Below are 19,353 nucleotides of genomic sequence, written 5' to 3'. Positions count from 1 at the left end.
ATCCATAGCCCCCAACGCATCGTTAGCCCTTTATCGTTCGGCGTCACCCGCCGGCTGCAGGCGTGTCACGGTAAGCCGTTCGGATTGCAAGCCTCCGTCCGGTGCCAGCGTCTCGACCCGCTCGCGGCTTTCGACCACCAGCCCGGTGCGCGGGTCGATCCGGCGCAGCGTTTCGAGCGTGATCGCCGCGCTGGCTGCGCCTTCGGCAGTCGTGACCGCGATCGGGCCGGTCGCGCTGACCGACACTTCGATGCCGTCGGCACGCGCCCGCACGGCGCGCAACCCGTCCAGCTCTGTCTTGCCATAGATGGAGGTGGCGGGCACGCGAACCGCGCGCGGCGGGGCGGGCGTAGCCGCCTCGGTGACCAGCTCGGGCGCGATCAACGGCGTGACGAGTGACGCGATCATCCGCTGCCGGGCTGGCTCAGGCTGGGCGGCCAGTGCCGTCACGATCGCGCGGACGCGGGCGGCGCGTTGCTGTGTCGCCGGATCGGGGCCGGTCGGGGCGAGCGCGGCCATTCCATCGATCACCGCACGCCAGGTCGCGCCCGCATCATCCATCCCGGTCACCGCCCCCGCCCGGTCGAGATGCAGTACGACCGTTCGCCCTTTAAGCCCCGCAAATCCAGCGCGCAGCAGGCCAGCAGGATCGGTTTCGACCTCACCCACGCCGGTATCCTCCAGCGTGACGGCCACGCGATATCCATCGGGTGCAGCCGTAAAGCGGAGGGTCCGGCGCGCGACAAAGCGACGCGTGTTCACGCGATCACTGCGCACGGTCTCGGTCGTCATCGTCAGACGTTCGTCGAGGGGCGGTGCAAATGCCGACGCCGCCTGCGCCGCCATCACCAGCGCGACGGCGATCACCGTGTTTCGGTCCGTACCCAGTCGGCCACAGCATCGCCCGCTGCGACCGGCCAGATTTCGATCACCGGCAGATCATAGCTGTGCTGGGCGGCGATGGCATCGGCGAGTTTGCGGGCAAGTTCGGGCGTCGTCTTGAACAGTGCGCGGTGCTCGTCACCGCGTTCCACCGCGCCCTGCCAGCGATAGATGGACGTGCACGCGCCGAACAAGTTGACGCAGGCGGCGAGCCGCGCTTCGACCATATCCGCCCCGATCCGCTCGGCCTCCGCCGCATCGGCGAAGGTTGCATGAATCAGCGCGATGTCGCTCATCCGCGATAGGCCCGTACGCGCCGCCCAGTGACATGGATGCCCCAGGCGGTGGCGATCACCAGCAGCGCGCCGACAAACTGGTGCAGCACGCCCAGCGTGATGTCGACGCCGCTCATCACCGTGGCGATGCCGAGCAGGATCTGCACGCCGAACGCGCTATGGATCGCGACCGACGCGCTGCGGCTTCCCGCAGCGCGGGTGCGGCGGGCGAGCAGGATCAGCGCCACCACAGTGACCCATGCCCACCAGCGGTGGATCCAGTGGATCATCGCGGGATCGTTGATCGCAGCGTCGAGGACCGAGCGCACGCCAAGGACTTCGGACGGGAAGAATTTGCCGTTCATCAGCGGCCATTCATTGGTGACGAGCCCCGCGTTCAACCCGGCGGTGAATGCGCCGTAGAGCAGCTGAATGAACAGGATCACGGCAACGCCAAACCCGAAGCCGTTGAGCTTTGCCGGACGATAGCCCGGATCGCGCGCAAGCTGGCGCAGGTCGAGGATCGTCCAGGTCAGCACGGCCAGGATGAACAGCGCGAGCAGCAGATGCGCGGCAAGACGGAAATGGCTGACATCGGTGCGTTCGGCGAGGCCGGAGCTGACCATCCACCAGCCGATCACGCCCTGAAGACCGCCCAGCACCAGCAGGCTGACCAGCCGCAGGCCATAGCCCGGCGGAATCGCCCGCTTCCACGCGAACCACAGCAACGGCGCGGCAAAGGCAAAGCCGATCACCCGCGCCAGCAGGCGATGGATATATTCCCAGAAATAGATGAACTTGAACGCCGCCAGGCTCATCCCCTGATTGATCTGCTGATATTCGGGGATCTGCTTGTATTTCTCGAATTCGGACAGCCACGCCGCCTCGCTGAGCGGGGGCAGGATGCCTGACACGACCTTCCACTCGGTGATCGACAGCCCCGATTCGGTCAGACGCGTGATCCCGCCGACGACGACGATCAGGACAATGAGCGTGGCGACGACCGTCAACCAGTTGGCGATAGCGCGCGGGCGGATGGGATTGCTGAACTCGGACACCAACTCAATCTATGCGGCAGCAACCATAAATGCCAGACTCTGTCGTGCATGTAATGTTGTAACTTTGCCAATGCCGGTCTATATCGCGCGCATGGCCCAGCTGCTCGCCCCCCGATTCTGGGAACAGGTCGACATGCGCTTCGATCGCGTGGCGATCGGGCTGTCGAGCCTGTGTCTGGCGCATTGCCTGGCAACGACGGTGCTGCTTGCGCTTGCCTCCGCAGCGGGATCGCTGATGCATCCGCTGATCCATGAAGTCGGTCTGGTCGCTGCGATCCTGTTTGGCATCGTGGCGCTGGGCCGCGGGATCCTCAAGCATGGCTATATGATGCCGGCGGCGGTCGGTGCATTCGGCCTTGGCATCATGGCCGGCGCGCTGACGCTCGAGCATGGCGGGCCGGAAATCGTGTGGACCGTGATCGGCGTTGCGATCCTGGCGCTGGGGCATGACCTCAACCGCCGCGCCACTTACTGACCGCGCGCTTGCCCAGCGCCCGGCGCGAGCCTACATTCGAGCCATGCACGCGCACACGCCAGAAAACCATCGGCATCACGAACATCACGGGTCCGACCTGACGGCCGCCGCACAGGCGACGCTGGAGAAGGCGGGCGAGCAATGGACGACGATGCGCGCATCGATCTTCGAGGTGCTCGCCGGTTTCGACAAGCCCGCCTCCGCCTATGACATCGCCGAGGCGGTGTCGAAGCGCGAAGGGCGGCGGGTCGCGGCGAACAGCGTCTATCGCATCCTCGACCTGTTCGTGTCGTCGAATCTCGCGCGCCGGGTCGAAAGCGCCAACGCCTATGTCGCCAACGCCCATCCCGATTGCCTGCACGACTGCATCTTCCTTGTCTGCGATTCATGCGGGAACACCACGCATCTCGACGATGATTCGATCACGCGCACCGTCCGTTCGGCGGCCAAGGGCGCCGGCTTTTCGCCCGTGCGCCCGGTGATCGAGGTGCGCGGCAAGTGCGCCGACTGCGACTGAAGCCACCAAGTTGAACCCGGTCGAGCTTGCCGCGGCGGCGCTGGGGCTGGTCAATGTCGCGCTGGTGGCGCGGCGCAGCCTGTGGAATTACCCGTTCGGCATCGCGATGGTCGCGCTCTACTTCTTCGTGTTCGCCGACGCGAAGCTGTACAGCGACGCGCTGCTCCAGATCTTCTTCCTCGTGATCCAGCTCTATGGCTGGTGGAGCTGGAGCCGCAGTGACCGGGTCGATGATGGCGTCGCCGTGCGCCGCCTGGACTATTCCGCCCGCGTCGGGTGGATTGTGGGTACCGCCGCGGCGAGCATCGCATGGGGCACAGCTATGGCGCGCTACACCGATGCCGCCGCGCCCTACGCCGATGCGGCGGTGGCGGGGATGAGCGTCGCCGCACAGATCCTGCAATCACAGCGCCGCGTCGAAAGCTGGCTGTTGTGGATCGCGGTCGACATTCTCGCGGTCGGGCTGTTCTGGAGCCGGGGGCTGGTTCCGACGGCGATCCTCTACGCGATCTTCCTCGGCATGGCGGTGTGGGGGCTGTTCGCCTGGCGCGCCAAACTGAGCGTGGCGCGGTGAAACGCGGCTTCCTGCTTGGCAAGTTCATGCCGCCGCATGCCGGGCATCTGACGCTGGCGCGCGCGGCGCGGGCGATGGTCGACCGGCTGACCGTGCTGGTGTGCTGGCTGCCCGACGACCCGATCCCCGGCGAAGCGCGACTGGCGTGGATGCGCGAGCTGCTGCCCGATTGCGACGTGGTCGGCCACGGCGCGCCGGTACCGCAAGCGCCCGAGGACAGCCCCGATTTCTGGCCGATCTGGCGCGCGATCGTGGGCGCGGCGCATCCCGAACCGATCGATCTGCTCTTCGCGGGCGAGGATTATGGCAAGCGCCTCGCGGAAGAGGTCGGCGGGCTGTTCATCCCGCTCGGCGGGCGGATCATGGTGGCCGATCCAGACGGCATCGGTGGCCTGTCGGGCAGCGCGGTGCGCGCCGATCCCTGGGCGCACGCCGCCTTCCTGCCCGGCCCGGTGCGCGCGCATTATACGCGGACGATCGTGCTGCACGGGGTCGAGAGCACCGGCAAGTCGGTGCTGGCCGAGCGGCTTGCGCGCCAGTTTGGCAGCGTCTGGGTGCCCGAATATGGCCGCGCACAAGCCGAAGTGCACGGCGTCGAGATGGACGCCGCCGACCTGACCCTGATCGGCGAAGCGCAGGCCGCGATGATCGCCGCGTGGAAGCACTGGGCGACGCGCTTTCTCTTTGTCGATACCGATGCGCTGATGACCGCGGCCTGGGCGCGGATGATGCTCGGCACCTTGCCCGATGCGCTGCTGAATCATCCGCGCGCAGACCTGTATCTGTTGCTGGAGCCCGATGTCGCCTGGGTCGATGACGGCACGCGAATCTATGGCGCGGATGCCAGCCGGGCGAAATTCGCCGATCTCTGCCGCGCCGTCCTCGACGAGGCTGGCGTCCGGTGGGTCGCGATTCGCGGCGATTGGGACGCGCGCTTCGACGCCGCTGTAGCGGCGGTCGAAGAGCTTGGCCGCGATTGACGCTGCGTCACCGCCGCGCTCACGCACTGCTCAGTTATTGCTCATGACGCGCGCTGGCCAGCGGTGTCAGCCGTTGGACAGGTTCAATCCAGTGGAGTAAACGCGGTCGAATGTCTGAACTTCCCACGACGCCGTTGCTCGATACGGTCGATACGCCCCACGACCTGCGCAAGCTTGCGCCGTCGCAGCTCCGCCAGCTCGCGGACGAACTGCGCGCGGAAACGATCAGCGCGGTCGGCACCACCGGTGGCCATCTCGGCTCCGGGCTTGGCGTAGTCGAACTGACCGTTGCGATTCACTACGTATTCAACACACCCGATGACCGGCTGGTGTGGGATGTCGGGCATCAATGCTATCCGCACAAGATCCTGACCGGCCGCCGGGATCGCATCCGCACGCTGCGCATGGGCGGGGGCCTTAGCGGCTTCACCAAGCGCGCTGAGAGCGAATATGACCCGTTCGGCGCGGCGCACAGCTCGACCTCGATCTCCGCCGCCTTGGGCTTTGCCATCGCGAACAAACTGGCCGGTACCCCCGGCAAGGGCATCGCGGTGATCGGCGACGGCGCGATGAGCGCCGGCATGGCCTATGAGGCGATGAACAATGCCGAACAGGCCGGCAATCGCCTGATCGTCATTCTCAACGACAATGACATGTCGATCGCGCCGCCGGTCGGCGGGCTGTCGGCCTATCTCGCCCGCGTTGTATCCAGTTCCGAATATCTCGGCCTGCGCAACCTCGCCAAGAAGATCACCGCCCGCATCTCGCGCCGCCTGACCAGCGCTGCCTCGAAGGCAGAGGAATATGCGCGCGGGATGGCGACCGGCGGCACCTTGTTTGAGGAATTGGGCTTTTACTATGTCGGCCCGATCGACGGTCATAACCTCGACCACCTGATCCCGGTGCTGGAGAATATTCGCGACGCCAAGGAAGGCCCGGTGCTGCTCCACGTCGTGACGCAAAAGGGCAAGGGCTATGCCCCGGCCGAGGCGGCGGCGGACAAATATCACGGCGTCCAGAAGTTCGACGTGATCACGGGCGCGCAGGCGAAGGCCCCTCCGGGCCCGCCCGCCTATCAGAATGTGTTCGGCGAAACGCTCGCCAAGCTGGCCGATACCGATCCGCGCATCTGCGCGATCACGGCGGCGATGCCCGGCGGCACCGGCGTCGACAAATTCGCCAAGGCGCACCCCGATCGCAGCTTCGATGTCGGCATCGCCGAACAGCATGCGGTGACCTTTGCCGCCGGCCTTGCGGCACAGGGTATGCGCCCGTTCTGCGCGATCTACTCAACCTTCCTCCAGCGCGCCTATGATCAGGTCGTCCACGACGTGGCGATCCAGAATCTGCCCGTGCGGTTCGCGATCGACCGTGCGGGGCTGGTCGGCGCCGATGGCTGCACCCATGCGGGCAGTTTCGACGTCACCTATCTCGCGTCGCTGCCCAATTTCGTGGTGATGGCCGCCGCCGATGAGGCGGAGCTGGCGCACATGACCAAGACTGCGGCGGAATATGACGCCGGGCCGATCGCGGTGCGCTACCCGCGTGGCAATGGCGTCGGCGTCGAGATGCCGGCCGAGCCGCAAGTGCTGGAAATCGGCAAGGGCCGCATCGTGCGGGAGGGCAAGACGATCGCGATCCTGTCGCTCGGCACCCGCCTCGCCGAAGCGCTCAAGGCCGCCGACATGCTGGAGGCCAAGGGGCTCTCGGCGACCGTCGCCGACCTGCGCTTCGCCAAGCCGCTCGACGAGGCGCTGATCCGCCGCCTGCTCACCACGCATGAAGTCGCGGTGACGATTGAGGAGAACGCCGTCGGCGGGCTCGGCGCGCATGTGCTGACCATGGCGAGCGACGAGGGGCTGATCGATGCGGGGCTGAAGCTGCGCACGATGCGCCTGCCCGATCGGTTCCAGGATCAGGACAAGCCCGAGCTGCAATATGACGAGGCGGGCCTCAACGCGCCGCACATCGTCGAAACGGTGCTGCGGGCGCTGCGCTGGAACGAGGCCGAGGTCGGCGCGACCGCCTGAATCGGCGTCTGAATCGGCGATCATGATCAGCGGCCCGTCCGGTGCCGTCGGCGCTGCGCATCGGCGGCCGTCCTGCTGTGGCAAGATCACCCGTCGCTTACTCAGGATCGCGTCAAGTCATACCGCGTAACTGACCGCCATGTTCCAGACCGCGCTGCGTTGAACTGAAAAACGCGCGCCGAGTGTAAAGATTTCGTAGCACTTTCAATGTCGCTTTCGGACTCGATGGCGCGCGCGTTGCCGAAAAGATTCTTGGCCTCTGCCGCCCGTCCCCCCTGCCGCATCCTATCATAGTTGCGACGCTCTTCCGCACTGCTGCGGTGGTGCGCGCATATCGCAAAATGCCCGGGCGGGTCCGGGCAAGGTCTTTAAGGGTGGGCAAGCTACGCATGAACAAGCATCTTCTTCTCTTCGCCGTTGCGCCCTTGGCGCTGATTGCGCCTGCCGCATCAGCCAAGAACGCCACGGTGGAATCGGACACTGCGCCGACTGCGGCCGAGCCGTCCGAATCCAAGGAGCCGGATCGCGAGGTCTTCACGACCGGTGTGGCCAAGGGCCGCGATCCGCTCGACAGCGCGACGTCGACCAGCGCGCTGAGAGCCGCTGAAATCGAGAAGTTGGGCGCGCGCAGCCTTGCTGAAGTGCTGCGCAATATCCCCGGCATCCGCACCGAAAGCTCGACCGGCGAGGGCAATTCGAATTACACGATCCGCGGTCTTCCGCTTGCTTCGGGCGGGTCGAAGTTCATGCAGCTTCAGGAAGACGGCCTGCCGGTCCTCGAATTTGGTGACATCTTCAACGTCGCATCGGACATCTTCCTGCGTTATGATTATAATGTTGGGCAGATCGAAGCGATCCGCGGCGGATCGGCATCGACCTTTGCGTCGAATTCGCCGGGCGGCCTCATCAACCTGATCTCGAAGACCGGCGATACCGAAGGCGGCTCGGTCGCGTTCACTACCGGCCTCGGCTATGACTCCAACCGGCTCGATTTCGACTATGGCATGAAGCTCAGCGACACGCTGCGCATGCATATCGGCGGCTTCTACCGCGTCGGCGAAGGTCCGCGCGACGTCGGCTTTACCGCGTTCAAGGGCGGCCAGCTCAAGTTCAACGTCACCAAGGAATTTGCCGGCGGCTATGTGCGCCTGCACGGCAAATTGCTGGACGACCGGTCGCCGCAATATGTCACCGTGCCGGTCAAGATCACGGGCACGACGGCCAATCCCGAGTTTTCGTCGTTCCCCAATTTCGACGTGCGGCGCGATTCGATGCTGTCGAGCAGCATCACCACCCTGGTGACGCTTGATGGGGCCAATACCCCTGCCGCCTACAGCACCGCCGAAGGCATGCATGCCCAGGTCAAGGCGATCGGGCTTGAATCGCAATTCGACATCGCCGGCTGGACGATCACCGAGCGCTTCCGCTACGCCGACATCTCGGGCAGCACGCTGCGCAATCAGATCTTTTCGCTCTTCTCTGGCGCTGCGCTTCCCGCATCGCTCGGCGGGGCGACCGGTACGCTCAGCTACGCCAATGGACCGAATACCGGGCAGGTCATCGCCAACCCGGCGACGCTCAACGGCAACGGGGTCGTCGGCAACATGCTGCTGATCCGAATCAACGCCAATTCGCTCGACAACGTCAATAACGACCTGCGCGCCACGCGCGTGTGGAATGTCGGCGGTGGCAAGCTGACCACGACGGTCGGCGTGTACAAGTCGCTTCAGACGATCGACACGAACTGGTTCTACACCAACACGACGCAGGACGCGCTGGGTGGCGGTCGCTCGTCGCTGCTCAATGCCAGCAATGCCGCAGGCACGCCGCTGACCCAGGACGGCTATGTCGCCTTCGACCTCAATGTCGGTGGCATTCCCGGCCAGTATCGTCGCCGGTTCGACGTCGATTACAACGTCACCGCGCCCTATGGTTCGGTCAACTTCCATGTCGGCCCGGTCGCGATCGGCGGCAGCGTGCGCTATGACATCGGCAAGGTGCGCGGGCGCGTGTTCGGCAGCGATCTGGGCGGCGGTCGCGTCGGCCGCATCGGGTTCGACTTCAACGGCAACGGCGTGATTTCGGACGCGGAATCGCGCACGGCCACGCTTCCGCTGTCGCGTCCGGCACCGGTCAATTACGACTATGACTATGTGAGCTATTCGACCGGCATCAACTGGCGCGTGTCGGAGCCGCTGGCAGTCTTTGCCCGCTACAGCAAGGGCGGGCGCGCCGGGGCCGACAAGATCTTGTTCACCCCGTCGGTCAGCACCACCGACGGGAGCCTGGTCGAGCCGGGCGCGGCCTATGACTCGGTGACCCAGCTGGAAGGCGGCATCAAGTATCGCGCGTCGAACGCCACGCTCAACATCACCGGCTTCCTCGCCGACACGACCGACCGGAACATCCAGGGCGGCACCGGTCTAGAGATTTTGCGTGATTATCGGGCTTATGGCGCCGAGGTCGAGGCAAGCTACCGGACCGGCCCGTTCAGCGTGACCGGCGGCCTGACCTATACCAGCGCTGAAATCCGTGCGGACAACCGGAACCCGGCGGTCGTCGGCAAAACGCCGCGCCACCAGCCTGATTTCATCTATCAGGTAACGCCGCAGTACAATGCCGAGATGTTCACGGTCGGCTTCAATCTGGTCGGCACCACGAGCAGCTATGCTCAGGATACCAACGGGCTGAAGATGCCGGGCTTCGCGGTGGTCAACACCTTCCTTCAGTTCCGTCCCATCGAACGGGTCCAACTGATGGTGAATGCGAACAATCTGTTCAACACGGTCGGGTTCTACGACATCGCGCAGGACGCGGTGCCGGCGAACGGCATCGGCTGGGGACGGGCGGTCAACGGCCGCACCGTTTCGACGTCGCTGCGGTTCGACTTCTGACCGAAATTGGCCGGGGCATAACCGCCCCGGCCAAACGGCATTGGCTCCCGGAGTTCGGACACAGCTATGAACATGCTCAAATCCCTGAAGATCCCGCGCAAACTGGGCCTTTCCTTCCTGATCATCTGCGCCTCGGCGGCGGTGATGATGGCAGTGTTCTTTTCGAACATTTCGATGATCCGGTCGGTGACCGACGCCAACACGGCGGCGCAGGGCCGCTATGCCAAGGCGCTGGCGCTCGAAACCGCGCTGCTGCGCCAGAACAGCCAGATGCGCGGCTATCTGGTCACCGGCGACAAATCCTACCTCAAATCCTATGAGGAAGGGCGGGTCGATTATGACGAGGCGTCGGCGGAGCTTGAGGCGGAACTGACCGATCCCAAGCTGATCGAAGCCGTAAAGACTTCGCGCAAGGAAACGCTCGACTGGCGCGCCAAATGGGGCGACCGGCTGATCAAGCGCGTCGATGGCGGCGATCTCGCCGGAGCGCAGGCGGAAGTTCAGGCCGCCGGCAAGGCGGTGCTGGTCAGCGCTGCGGTGCTGCCGTTGCGCGACGTGCGTGACGCCGAGCTGGCGACGATCGAACAGGGCACGGCGACGCAGGAAGCGGCGATGGAAACCGCAACGACGGTTCTGATCGTCGGCGGCGTCGCACTGATCGCGCTTGCGATCGGCCTTGCCTGGCTGTTGAGCCGCGCCATCGCGACCCCGATCGCATCATTGACCGACACGATGAGCACGCTGGCGTCAGGCCGCAACGATGTCGATGTCGACGGGGCAGATCGTCGCGACGAATTGGGCGACATGGCGCGCGCGGTGCTGGTGTTTCGCGATGCCGCGATCGCCAAGCAGGCGACCGATGCCGCCGCGGCAAAGGCCGAGGCAGAGCAAAAGATGGTGGTCGAGATCGTCTCGTCGCAGCTCTCCGAACTGGCCAGCGGCAATCTGACCGCGCAGATCGACGCCGATTTCCCCGCCGATTACGCCGCGGTAAAATCCAATTTCAACGCCGCGGTGACCAGCCTGCGCGGGCTGATCGCATCGGTGATGGAGGCTACCGCCTCAATCCATTCCGGATCGGGGCGCATCGCCGAAGCATCGGAAGATCTTGCCCGCCGGACCGAGGCCAATGCCGCGAGCCTGGAGGAGACGTCCGCCGCGATCGTTCAGATGGACCAGCGGCTCAAGACGACCGCTGCCGCCGCCGGCCAGACCGTCGAGCGCGCGAACGGCGCGATCGGCACCGTCGCCAATGGCCGATCGGTCGCCGAGGGCGCGGTCGCAGCGATGGGCCGCGTCGCCGACAGCGCCAAGGGCATCGACAGCGTGATCGAGGGGCTCGACAAGATCGCGTTCCAGACCCGCGTCCTCGCGATGAATGCGGCGGTCGAAGCGGGGCGTGCGGGCGAAGCGGGCCGTGGCTTTGCGGTCGTTGCGGACCTCGTCTCTGCATTGGCGATGCGCGCCGAGGAAGAGGCCGGGCGCGCGCGCGATCAGCTGACCGCGACCCAGACCGACATCGTCGCTGCGGTCGAAATGGTGCAGAAAGTCGATAGCGCGCTCGTCGATATCTCCACCGATGTGAACGAGGTCCATTCGCTGCTCGACAAGATTGCGCAGGACAATAACGCCCAGTCCTTCGCGATTACCGAGGTCAGCTCGGCGATCGGGACGATGGACCAGTCCACCCGTCAGACCAGCACGATGGTCGAGCAGAGCTCGAGCGCTGCGCGCGAGCTGGTGAACGAAGTGACGCATCTGGCGGATCAGGCGGCGCAGTTCACCGTCGAGGGTGGGCGCAGTCCGGTCCATGCGATGCAGGACCGGGTCGCCCGGTCGATGTCGGCGGACATGTGGGCGGCATGATCGAACGGGGCGGTCGTCCGGCTCCAGTGCAGCGTAAGCCGCCAGTCGCGCGGGCAGGGGAAGTCGAATGAACATGATGACGCGCGTCGGCTCGCAAGGCGAGCTGCGCCGCCAGTCTCGGTTCATCCGCGCCCTCGGCTCCGAGTTCGTTGCTTCGGTGCTGGAAGCGGGGGACCGCCAGTTGCACCGCGCGCCGCAGACCGCAGCGCTGATCGATGGGTGGCCCGATGATCCGTCGGCGGCGGCGCTGGCGATGCGGTTCAACGCGGCGCTGCATGCGCTCGCGCGGCGCGGCGACGTTGCCGACCTGAGCGCGCTTTACCAGCACGATCATGCTGAGTTCGACCGTGCGATCGGCACCGCGCTCACCACGCATGACCGGTTCATCGTCGGCTGGATGCACGCCCCGACCCAGACCAACGAAGTGGCGCGCGCCGCCGGCTTTGCTGCGGCGCTGATGGCGCTGCGCGTGCGTATCGATATGCCGGTGGAACTGCTGGAAATCGGGTCGAGCTGCGGCCTCAATCTCAACTTGGCACGCTACTGCTATGAGCTGGGCGATATCGTTGCAGGAGACCTCGATTCCCCGGTGCGGATCGCGCCGGAATGGCGCGGGATGAACCCCGTAATGGCACCGATCGACGTGGTCGCTGCCCGCGGCGTCGATCTCAATCCGCTCGACGCACAAAATCGCGCATCGCGTGAGCGCCTGTTGTCGTTCGTCTGGGCCGACCAGCCCCGACGGATCGAACGGCTCAAGGCGGCCCTGCGGATCGCGCGGGCGCACCCGCCGAAGCTGACGCGCGGCGACGCGACGGCGTGGCTGCCCGATCAGCTTGCCCAGCCCCAGGCCGATGGCGTGTGCCGGGTCGTGTTTCACTCGATGGTGCTGCAATATCTTGGTCCGGCGGCGCGCAATTCGGTGATCGATGCGATCCATGCTGCGGGAGCGCGGGCGCGTGCTGCACGTCCGCTGGCGTGGCTGAGCCTGGAATGGACGCCGGGGCGCGAGCGGGTCGAGCTGGCGCTGACCTGCTGGCCCGATGGCACACGGCGGGTGCTCGCGACCTGTCACCCCTATGGCGAATGGTTCGACTGGCACGGCTGAATCCGGGCCCGATTCCGCGCAACATCTCCGCTCTTGCGCCCGACGCGGTTTCCCGCTTAGGTAGCGCTAACATAAGCGCGGACGTACCGCGTCAGGGAGAGGGAGAAGCGCGTTGAGTGGTTCATCGTCCACGCAGGCCAATACCGGCCTCGTCTTTGCGATTGTCGCGGTCGCGACAATCGGGGGTTTGCTATTCGGCTACGACAGCGGTGCCGTTAACGGCACGCAGGACGGGCTCAAATCCGCCTTCACGCTCAACGACACAACCTTGGGGTTCACCGTCGGCTCGCTGCTGATCGGTTGCTTCATCGGGGCGTTCTTCGCCGGCACGCTGGCGGACAAGATGGGCCGCCGCAATGTGATGCGGCTGGCGGCAGTTCTGTTCCTCGTCGGCGCGCTGGTGCAGGGTTTTGCGCACGACCAGACGATCTTTGTCATCGCCCGTATCGTCGGCGGCATGGCCGTGGGCGCGGCATCGGTGCTGTCGCCCGCCTATATCTCCGAAGTCGCCCCGGCGAATATTCGCGGGCGGATGACCACGGTGCAGCAGGTGATGATCATCACCGGCCTGACCGCGGCGTTCGTGGTGAACTATTATCTCGCCCAGGCGGCCGGCTCGTCGCTCGCCTTGTTCTGGGCAGATATCGAGGCGTGGCGCTGGATGTATCTGATGCAGGCGCTGCCTGCCGCCGTGTTCCTGATCGCGCTGTTCTTCATCCCGGAAAGCCCGCGCTACCTCGTCGCCAAGGGCCGCGATGCCGAGGCGCTGACCGTGCTCACCAGCCTGTTCGGCACGGAAGCCGGCACCGCCAAGCTGGGTGAGATCAAGGCGAGCTTCTCGACCGATCACAACCCCCGGCTCAGCGACATATTGTCGAAGGGCAAGGGCGGGTTCCTCGGCATTCGCAGCATCGTATGGGTCGGCATCATGCTGGCGGTGTTCCAGCAGCTCGTCGGCATCAACGTGATCTTCTATTACGGTGCGACCTTGTGGCAGCTGGCCGGCTTTACCGAGCAGGATTCGCTGATGATCAACATCGTGTCGGGTGTGGTCTCGATCGCGGCGTGCTTCATCACCATCGCGGTGATCGACAAGATCGGGCGCAAGCCGCTGCTGCTGATCGGTTCGGCCGGTATGGCAGTGACGCTGTTCGTGATGGTCTTCGCGTTCAGCCAGGGTTCGCTCGATGCGACCGGCAAGCTGACGCTGTCGTCGGAGCTGGGGATGATCGCGGTGGTCGCGGCCAATCTCTACGTGATCTTCTTCAACGTCAGCTGGGGCCCGGTGATGTGGGTCATGCTGGGCGAGATGTTCCCGAACCAGATCCGTGGATCGGCGCTGGCGGTGGCGGGCTTCTTCCAGTGGTTCGCCAACTATCTGATCGCCCAGACCTTCCCGGCGATGGCAACATGGAGCCTGGCGGGTGCCTATACCTTCTACGCGGTCTGCGCGGTGATCAGCTTCTTCCTGGTCCAGCGCTTCGTGAAAGAGACCAAGGGCCGCGAGCTTGAGGACATGGAAGGCTGATCGCGCCGACCATCAAAAGGGGGCAGGGGCGGGAGGCAACTCCCGCCCCTTCTTTTTTGGTGCTGGCGGTGGCGTCCAAGAATCCTCCCCCTTGCGGGGGAGGATTAGAGTTGAATGTCGCAGAGCCCTACGCCGCGCAATTCTGCCGGATATACTCGGCATGATCCGGCATATAGTCGACCGACTTGGCCACGGCCCCGGCGATATGCGCCAGCCGGTCGCGCGTCTCGGCCAGCGACAGCAGCTCGGCGACCGGATCGTGGCGGCCCCAGCGCATCCCCTGGCCCACCATCACCGCGAACCAGCTGGTGTCGTTGAACAGCTCCTCATGCTCGCGGAAGCAGCGGCCGGAGCTTTCGAACACGCGGATCTTTTCCGCCAGCCGCTCGGGGATCGGCATTGTCCGGCAATAGTCCCAGAAGGGCGAATCGGTGCGGTCGGTCGCGCAATAATGGAGGATCAGGAAGTCGCGGATCAGTTCGCTCTCCTCGATCATCAGCCGGTTGTAGCGCGCGCGCTCGGCTTCCGCGAAGGTCGAATCCGGGAAGTTGGACAGCAATCGCGCGATGCCCGTCTGGATCATCCAGATGCTGGTCGACTCGAGCGGCTCCATGAAACCCGCCGACAGACCGATCGACACGCAATTCCCTTCCCAGAAACGTGCGCGATGGCCGGTGGTGAAACGGATGAAGCGCGGATCGGCCAGCGCCTCGCCATCCAGATTGGCGAGCAAGGTCGCCGCCGCCTCGTCATTGCTCATATAGTCGCTGCAATAGACCATGCCGTTGCCGGTGCGGTGCTGCAGCGGGATGCGCCATTGCCACCCGGCCTTGCGCGCCGTCGATCGCGTGAACGGGGTCAGCCCGCCCGGCACCGATGCGCACGGCACCGCGACCGCGCGATTGCACGGCAGTTGCGCGGACCAGTCGATATAGGGAACGCCCAAAGTCTTGCCGATCAGCAACCCGCCAAAGCCCGAGCAATCGATGAACAGCTCGCCCGCGACCTTCTCGCCCGATTCGAGCGCGACTGCGGCGATATGGCCGCTCTCGCCGTTTCGTTCGACCTCGACGATGCGGCCCTCGACCCGCTTCACGCCCATCTTCTCGGCCAGTTCGCGCAGGTACAGCGCATAGAGGCCGGCATCGAAATGATAGGCATAGGCGATGCCCGACAGCGGCGAGTTGCCGGCGTCGATTGGCGGCATGAAGCGGTTGGCGCGCGCGGCGCTCGCCATCAGCGAGAAGGCGTCGACGCTCGAAAATTGCGGCTCACCCGCCAGTCGCTGCCAATAGGCGTGGAACGACACGCCCTCCATGTCGATGCCATATTTGCCGAACGGGTGGAAATAGCGCCGGCCCAGCCCGCCCCAATCGACGAACTCGATCCCCAGTTTGAAGCTGCCCTTGGTGCGACGAACAAAGTCATTCTCGTCGATACCGAGCAGGCGGTTGAACGTGCCGATCTGGGGAATGGTCGCCTCACCGACGCCGACGGTGCCGATCGCATCCGACTCGACCAATGTGATCATCGCATAATCGGGGCCGAGAATGCGCGCCATCGCCGCTGCGGTCATCCACCCCGCAGTGCCACCGCCCACGATCACGATCGACCGGATTCGTTCCGCCACGCTGCTTTCCCTCCCCAAAATCGCCGTGCAGCATTGCCGCAACATTCGCGTCATTTTCTTTGTGGTAGCGCACAACATCTCTTGCCGAAAGCTGCGCATTGGCATAAGACGAATAAATGTTAGCGCTACCTTGCGGGGCGTAACTGGCAGAAGAGCCGCCAAGGCTCTCGAACGAGGAGGGGATGGATGTCGAATTGGCGGAAGCGTGTGCGCGCTGAAGGTCGCGCCGCATGGGGTCTCGGAGTATCGACCGCCGCGCTGATGACAGCGCTAGCAGTTCCAACCGCAGCATCGGCGCAGGAAACGCCGGCGGCTGAAGAGGCGACCGATCCGGATACGGTGGTGGTCACTGGGTTCCGGGAATCGCTGCAAAGCGCACAGCAGCGCAAGCGGACGTCGGACACGATCGTCGACTCGGTCACGGCCGAGGATATCGGCGCGCTGCCTGACCGCTCGGTCACCGAAACGCTCCAGCGCATCCCGGGCATCTCGATCAACCGCTTCGCGGCTGGCGTCGATCCCGACCACTTCTCGGTCGAAGGTTCGGGCGTCGTCGTGCGCGGCCTCACCTATGTCCGCTCCGAATTCAACGGACGCGAAGCGTTCACCGCGAATAACGGTCGTGCGCTGAGCTTCGCCGATGTGCCGTCCGAACTGCTCGGCGGCGTCGACGTGTTCAAGAGCCCGTCGGCCGACCGCATCGAAGGCGGCATCGCCGGCGTGGTCAACCTGCGCACGCGCCTGCCCTTCGACAAGAAGGGCTTCGTGATGGCGGGCTCGCTCGAGCTCAACTATTCCGACTTCGTCGAAAAGGCATCGCCGACGGCCGCGCTGGTGGTCAGCAACACCTGGGATACCGGGATCGGCGAGATCGGCCTGCTTGGCAGCGTGTCCTACTCGCAGCTGTTCTCGCGCGCCGACCGGTTCCAGGTGTCGAGCTTCCGCGTTCGCCCGATCTATTCGGACGGCACCCGCACCGACGTGATTCCGTTCGGCACCGCGACGCAGCGCGGCAGCGGCCTGTTCCCGCGTGGTGCGGTGATGGGCACGCAGGAGTTTGAGCGTCGGCGCTTCGGCTATGCCGCCGCTGCCCAGTGGCGCAGCAATGACCGCCGCGCCGAGGCGACGTTCCAGTTTCTGCGCTCCGATGCGCGTCAGGCGTGGACCGAACACACGATCGAAATCGCGACCGACAACGTTGCGTCGAACGGGGACTCGCGTGCGCGCGACGGCACGTCGATCGTGTTTGACTCTTCGGGCCTGTTCGAAAGCGGCGTCATCACCGGCCCGACCGGCTGGCGCGCCGACCAGAATACCGCCGGCGACATCCGCACTCCGGCGCTGGGCTTGCAGTCCAACAATATCCGCCGCGACCATGACGAGCGGGCGGTGACCGACGACTATTCGTTCAACTTCCGCTATCAGGTCGCCGACAATCTCAGCGTCAGCTTCGACTATCAGCATGTCGACTCGTTCGTCGACATCATCGACAACGGTCTGTGGTTGTCCTCTTATCAGGACGCAGCGATCCGGCTGAACGGAAGCAACTTCCCGACGGTCGAATTCCGGGCGCCGCAAAACTGTCCTAGCCTGCCCTGCACGGGCGCGCCAGGGAGCTCTGCCAATTACCCGTCCTACTATACTGGCACGCATCAGACCTTCGCGGATCCGTATAACAGCTTCTACCGTTCGGCGATGGACCATATCGAGGCGAGCGACGGCAATTCCGACTCGTTCCGCCTCGACGCTGAACTGTCCTTCCCGGACGGCAGCTTCTTTGAATCGGTCCGTGTCGGTGGGCGGTACGCCGATCGCGATCAGACGGCGCGCTTCTCGACTTACAACTGGGGTCGTTTGAGCGAGCAATGGGGCAATGGTGGCCCGATCTGGGCAGACGATCCGGTTGACAATGTCACCGGCGGGACCGGTGGTGCGCCGCTGCAGGGCCTTCAGCCGTTCTGCTTCGACAATTTCTTCGGCGGCTCGGTCAATAACCCGCTGGGTGGCCAGTGCCGTCCCTTCTATTCCGCGAACACGACGACCCCTTCGGGTTATCTTGCCTATATCGACTATGCGAACCGCATCAATCGCGAGTGGGAACCCACTGTGGCCGGTGCCGGCGGACGTCAGATCAATGGCGGGTGGCGTTCGCTTGCGGATCGCCCCAACGCGATTGCGGGCACGCCGTTTACGCCGGGTGAAATTAACCCGCAGCAGGAGATCAACAAAGCCGCGTACGTTATGCTGCGCTTCGGAAGCGAGTTCGGCAACGGCATGAAGTTGAGCGGTAATGCCGGCGTGCGGTACACGACGACCAATCGCAAGTCGGAAGGCTTTATCGAATTCCCCTTCGCTACCAACCTGCCGACGACCGACACGTGTCGGGACTCGATCAACAACGCACTGACCGGTGCGGGCGGATCGGTGAACACGCTGTGCGCGCTGACGCCCACGCAGCTGACGCAGATCGGGGCTTATCTGAACGGCGCGATTGTGCCGAACAATTTCGACCTTGATTATGAGTATTGGCTCCCCAGCCTCAACCTGAAGCTGGAAGTCGGTGGCGGGCTTCAGTTCCGCGCCGCCTATTCGAAGGGCGTTTCGCCGCCTTCGCTGGGTCTGGTGCGTAACTACTTCCCGGTTGGCGTCACTGCAGTCCCGCGTGTCGATGCCAGCGGCAACCAGATCCCGGTGGTCGTCACCCCGACCGCACCCGGAACGGGCGCCTTCGGATCCGACGGCAATATCGCGCCGGGTCAGGTGTTGATCCAGGGCTCGTTCAACGCCGGCAACCCGGAATTGCTGCCAACTGAGGCGGACAGTTTCGACATCACTGCGGAATGGTACTTCTCGCGGGTCGGCCAGCTCACGGCGTCGCTGTTCTACAAGGAACTGCGCAACGTGTTGACGAACGACACTGTGCGCCGGACCTTCTCCAACAATGGCCAGACGTTCGAGGCGGTCGTGACCACGCCGGTGAACTCGCAGGCGGTGGGCAAGATCAAGGGCTTCGAAATCGCCTATCAGCAGGTGTTCGACTTCCTGCCCGGACCGCTCAAGGGTCTCGGCCTGCAAGCCAACTACACCTATGTGGCGAGCGAGGGCGTGCCGCAGAGCACGTTGTCGGAGACCGATCCGGATGTGGCCGCGGGTCGCCAGCCGACGATCACCGGCGCGAATTTCCCGCTCCAGGGGCTGTCCGAACACCAGTTCAACATCACGCCCTTCATCGATATCGGGCCGGTGTCGGCGCGTGCATCGTACAGCTGGCGTTCGCAGTATCTGCTCACGCTGCGCGACGTGATCACGCCGTTCGATCCGATCTTCCAGGAGGATTACGGTCAGCTCGACGCGTCGATCACGATCTCGATCACCGATCAGCTGAAACTCGGCATCCAGGGCGTGAACCTGACCAACTCGGTGACCAAGACAAGTGCGGCGGTGACCGACCAGAATGGCGATGTCCGGCTCGTCCCGCGCGGCTGGTATGTGAACGATCGCCGCATCACCGGCATGATCCGCTTCAGCTTCTAACG

Annotated in this window: 14 protein-coding genes; 10 read left to right on the top strand and 4 right to left on the bottom strand. The window is 64.8% G+C overall.

Going from position 1 to position 19,353, the window contains the following annotated elements; all coding sequences use genetic code 11:
• Positions 1–30: 30 nt before the first annotated feature.
• From ACRYLO_RS12635 to ACRYLO_RS12625, 3 genes are read right to left on the bottom strand one after another with little or no spacing between them, the layout of a single operon-like run.
• On the bottom strand, positions 31–867 hold the full coding sequence (locus ACRYLO_RS12635) for a hypothetical protein (RefSeq protein WP_482660480.1): 837 nt from the start codon (positions 865–867) through the stop codon (positions 31–33).
• Positions 864–1,178 carry a divalent-cation tolerance protein CutA gene (cutA, locus tag ACRYLO_RS12630; protein ID WP_482660479.1) on the bottom strand — a complete coding sequence of 105 codons (315 nt, stop codon included), beginning with the start codon at positions 1,176–1,178 and terminating at the stop codon, positions 864–866. The genes ACRYLO_RS12635 and cutA overlap by 4 nt, the downstream gene beginning before the upstream one ends.
• Positions 1,175–2,215, bottom strand: a complete 1,041-nt coding sequence (locus ACRYLO_RS12625) for a COX15/CtaA family protein (protein ID WP_482660478.1) — start codon at positions 2,213–2,215, stop codon at positions 1,175–1,177. Before ACRYLO_RS12625 ends, cutA begins: the two co-directional genes overlap by 4 nt.
• A 91-nt stretch (positions 2,216–2,306) precedes the next feature.
• Here ACRYLO_RS12625 and ACRYLO_RS12620 point away from each other — a divergent pair, with 91 nt between their 5' ends.
• The 9 genes from ACRYLO_RS12620 to ACRYLO_RS12580 all read left to right on the top strand — a co-directional run bounded on the left by ACRYLO_RS12620 (position 2,307) and on the right by ACRYLO_RS12580 (position 14,187).
• The gene (locus ACRYLO_RS12620; RefSeq protein ID WP_422055670.1) at positions 2,307–2,690 is read left to right on the top strand and encodes a MerC domain-containing protein; all 384 of its coding nucleotides are present in this window, start codon (positions 2,307–2,309) and stop codon (positions 2,688–2,690) included.
• 43 nt (positions 2,691–2,733) lie between these two features.
• On the top strand, positions 2,734–3,207 hold the full coding sequence (locus ACRYLO_RS12615; RefSeq protein WP_300495715.1) for a Fur family transcriptional regulator: 474 nt from the start codon (positions 2,734–2,736) through the stop codon (positions 3,205–3,207).
• 10 nt (positions 3,208–3,217) lie between these two features.
• Positions 3,218–3,781, top strand: coding sequence for a nicotinamide riboside transporter PnuC (pnuC, locus tag ACRYLO_RS12610; RefSeq protein WP_482660477.1), 564 nt, complete (start codon positions 3,218–3,220; stop codon positions 3,779–3,781).
• The gene (locus tag ACRYLO_RS12605) at positions 3,778–4,761 is read left to right on the top strand and encodes an AAA family ATPase (RefSeq protein ID WP_482660476.1); all 984 of its coding nucleotides are present in this window, start codon (positions 3,778–3,780) and stop codon (positions 4,759–4,761) included. The genes pnuC and ACRYLO_RS12605 overlap by 4 nt, the downstream gene beginning before the upstream one ends.
• Before the next feature lie 110 nt (positions 4,762–4,871).
• On the top strand, positions 4,872–6,791 hold the full coding sequence (dxs, locus tag ACRYLO_RS12600) for a 1-deoxy-D-xylulose-5-phosphate synthase (RefSeq protein WP_482660475.1): 1,920 nt from the start codon (positions 4,872–4,874) through the stop codon (positions 6,789–6,791).
• Between the two features lie 389 nt (positions 6,792–7,180).
• Positions 7,181–9,685: a TonB-dependent receptor domain-containing protein gene (locus tag ACRYLO_RS12595; protein WP_482660474.1), complete on the top strand. Its 2,505-nt coding sequence runs from the start codon at positions 7,181–7,183 to the stop codon at positions 9,683–9,685.
• Between the two features lie 72 nt (positions 9,686–9,757).
• Positions 9,758–11,551, top strand: a complete 1,794-nt coding sequence (locus ACRYLO_RS12590) for a methyl-accepting chemotaxis protein (protein WP_482660473.1) — start codon at positions 9,758–9,760, stop codon at positions 11,549–11,551.
• 67 nt (positions 11,552–11,618) lie between these two features.
• The gene (locus ACRYLO_RS12585; protein ID WP_482660472.1) at positions 11,619–12,659 is read left to right on the top strand and encodes a DUF2332 domain-containing protein; all 1,041 of its coding nucleotides are present in this window, start codon (positions 11,619–11,621) and stop codon (positions 12,657–12,659) included.
• Positions 12,660–12,771: 112 nt separating this feature from the next.
• Positions 12,772–14,187: a sugar porter family MFS transporter gene (locus tag ACRYLO_RS12580; RefSeq protein WP_482660471.1), complete on the top strand. Its 1,416-nt coding sequence runs from the start codon at positions 12,772–12,774 to the stop codon at positions 14,185–14,187.
• A 127-nt stretch (positions 14,188–14,314) separates the two neighbouring features.
• Here ACRYLO_RS12580 and ACRYLO_RS12575 read toward each other — a convergent pair whose 3' ends face one another.
• The gene (locus ACRYLO_RS12575) at positions 14,315–15,817 is read right to left on the bottom strand and encodes a tryptophan halogenase family protein (protein ID WP_482660470.1); all 1,503 of its coding nucleotides are present in this window, start codon (positions 15,815–15,817) and stop codon (positions 14,315–14,317) included.
• Between the two features lie 186 nt (positions 15,818–16,003).
• Here ACRYLO_RS12575 and ACRYLO_RS12570 point away from each other — a divergent pair, with 186 nt between their 5' ends.
• Positions 16,004–19,351: a TonB-dependent receptor gene (locus tag ACRYLO_RS12570; protein ID WP_482660469.1), complete on the top strand. Its 3,348-nt coding sequence runs from the start codon at positions 16,004–16,006 to the stop codon at positions 19,349–19,351.
• Positions 19,352–19,353 lie beyond the last annotated feature (2 nt).

This window comes from Sphingomonas sp. SDUR79 (genome assembly GCF_056821745.1).
Note: the sequence above shows the minus strand (reverse complement) of the source record. Positions and strands in the feature narration are given on the sequence as shown.

What these genes read in the sequence shown, in the direction of transcription:
- dxs (WP_482660475.1), top strand. Translation starts at nt 4,872, where the DNA reads ATGTCTGAACTTCCCACGACGCCGTTGCTCGATACGGTCGATACGCCC.
- ACRYLO_RS12615 (WP_300495715.1), top strand. Translation starts at nt 2,734, where the DNA reads ATGCACGCGCACACGCCAGAAAACCATCGGCATCACGAACATCACGGG.
- ACRYLO_RS12590 (WP_482660473.1), top strand. Translation starts at nt 9,758, where the DNA reads ATGCTCAAATCCCTGAAGATCCCGCGCAAACTGGGCCTTTCCTTCCTG.
- cutA (WP_482660479.1), bottom strand. Translation starts at nt 1,178, where the DNA reads ATGAGCGACATCGCGCTGATTCATGCAACCTTCGCCGATGCGGCGGAG.
- ACRYLO_RS12570 (WP_482660469.1), top strand. Translation starts at nt 16,004, where the DNA reads ATGTCGAATTGGCGGAAGCGTGTGCGCGCTGAAGGTCGCGCCGCATGG.
- ACRYLO_RS12620 (WP_422055670.1), top strand. Translation starts at nt 2,307, where the DNA reads ATGGCCCAGCTGCTCGCCCCCCGATTCTGGGAACAGGTCGACATGCGC.
- ACRYLO_RS12585 (WP_482660472.1), top strand. Translation starts at nt 11,619, where the DNA reads ATGAACATGATGACGCGCGTCGGCTCGCAAGGCGAGCTGCGCCGCCAG.
- ACRYLO_RS12595 (WP_482660474.1), top strand. Translation starts at nt 7,181, where the DNA reads ATGAACAAGCATCTTCTTCTCTTCGCCGTTGCGCCCTTGGCGCTGATT.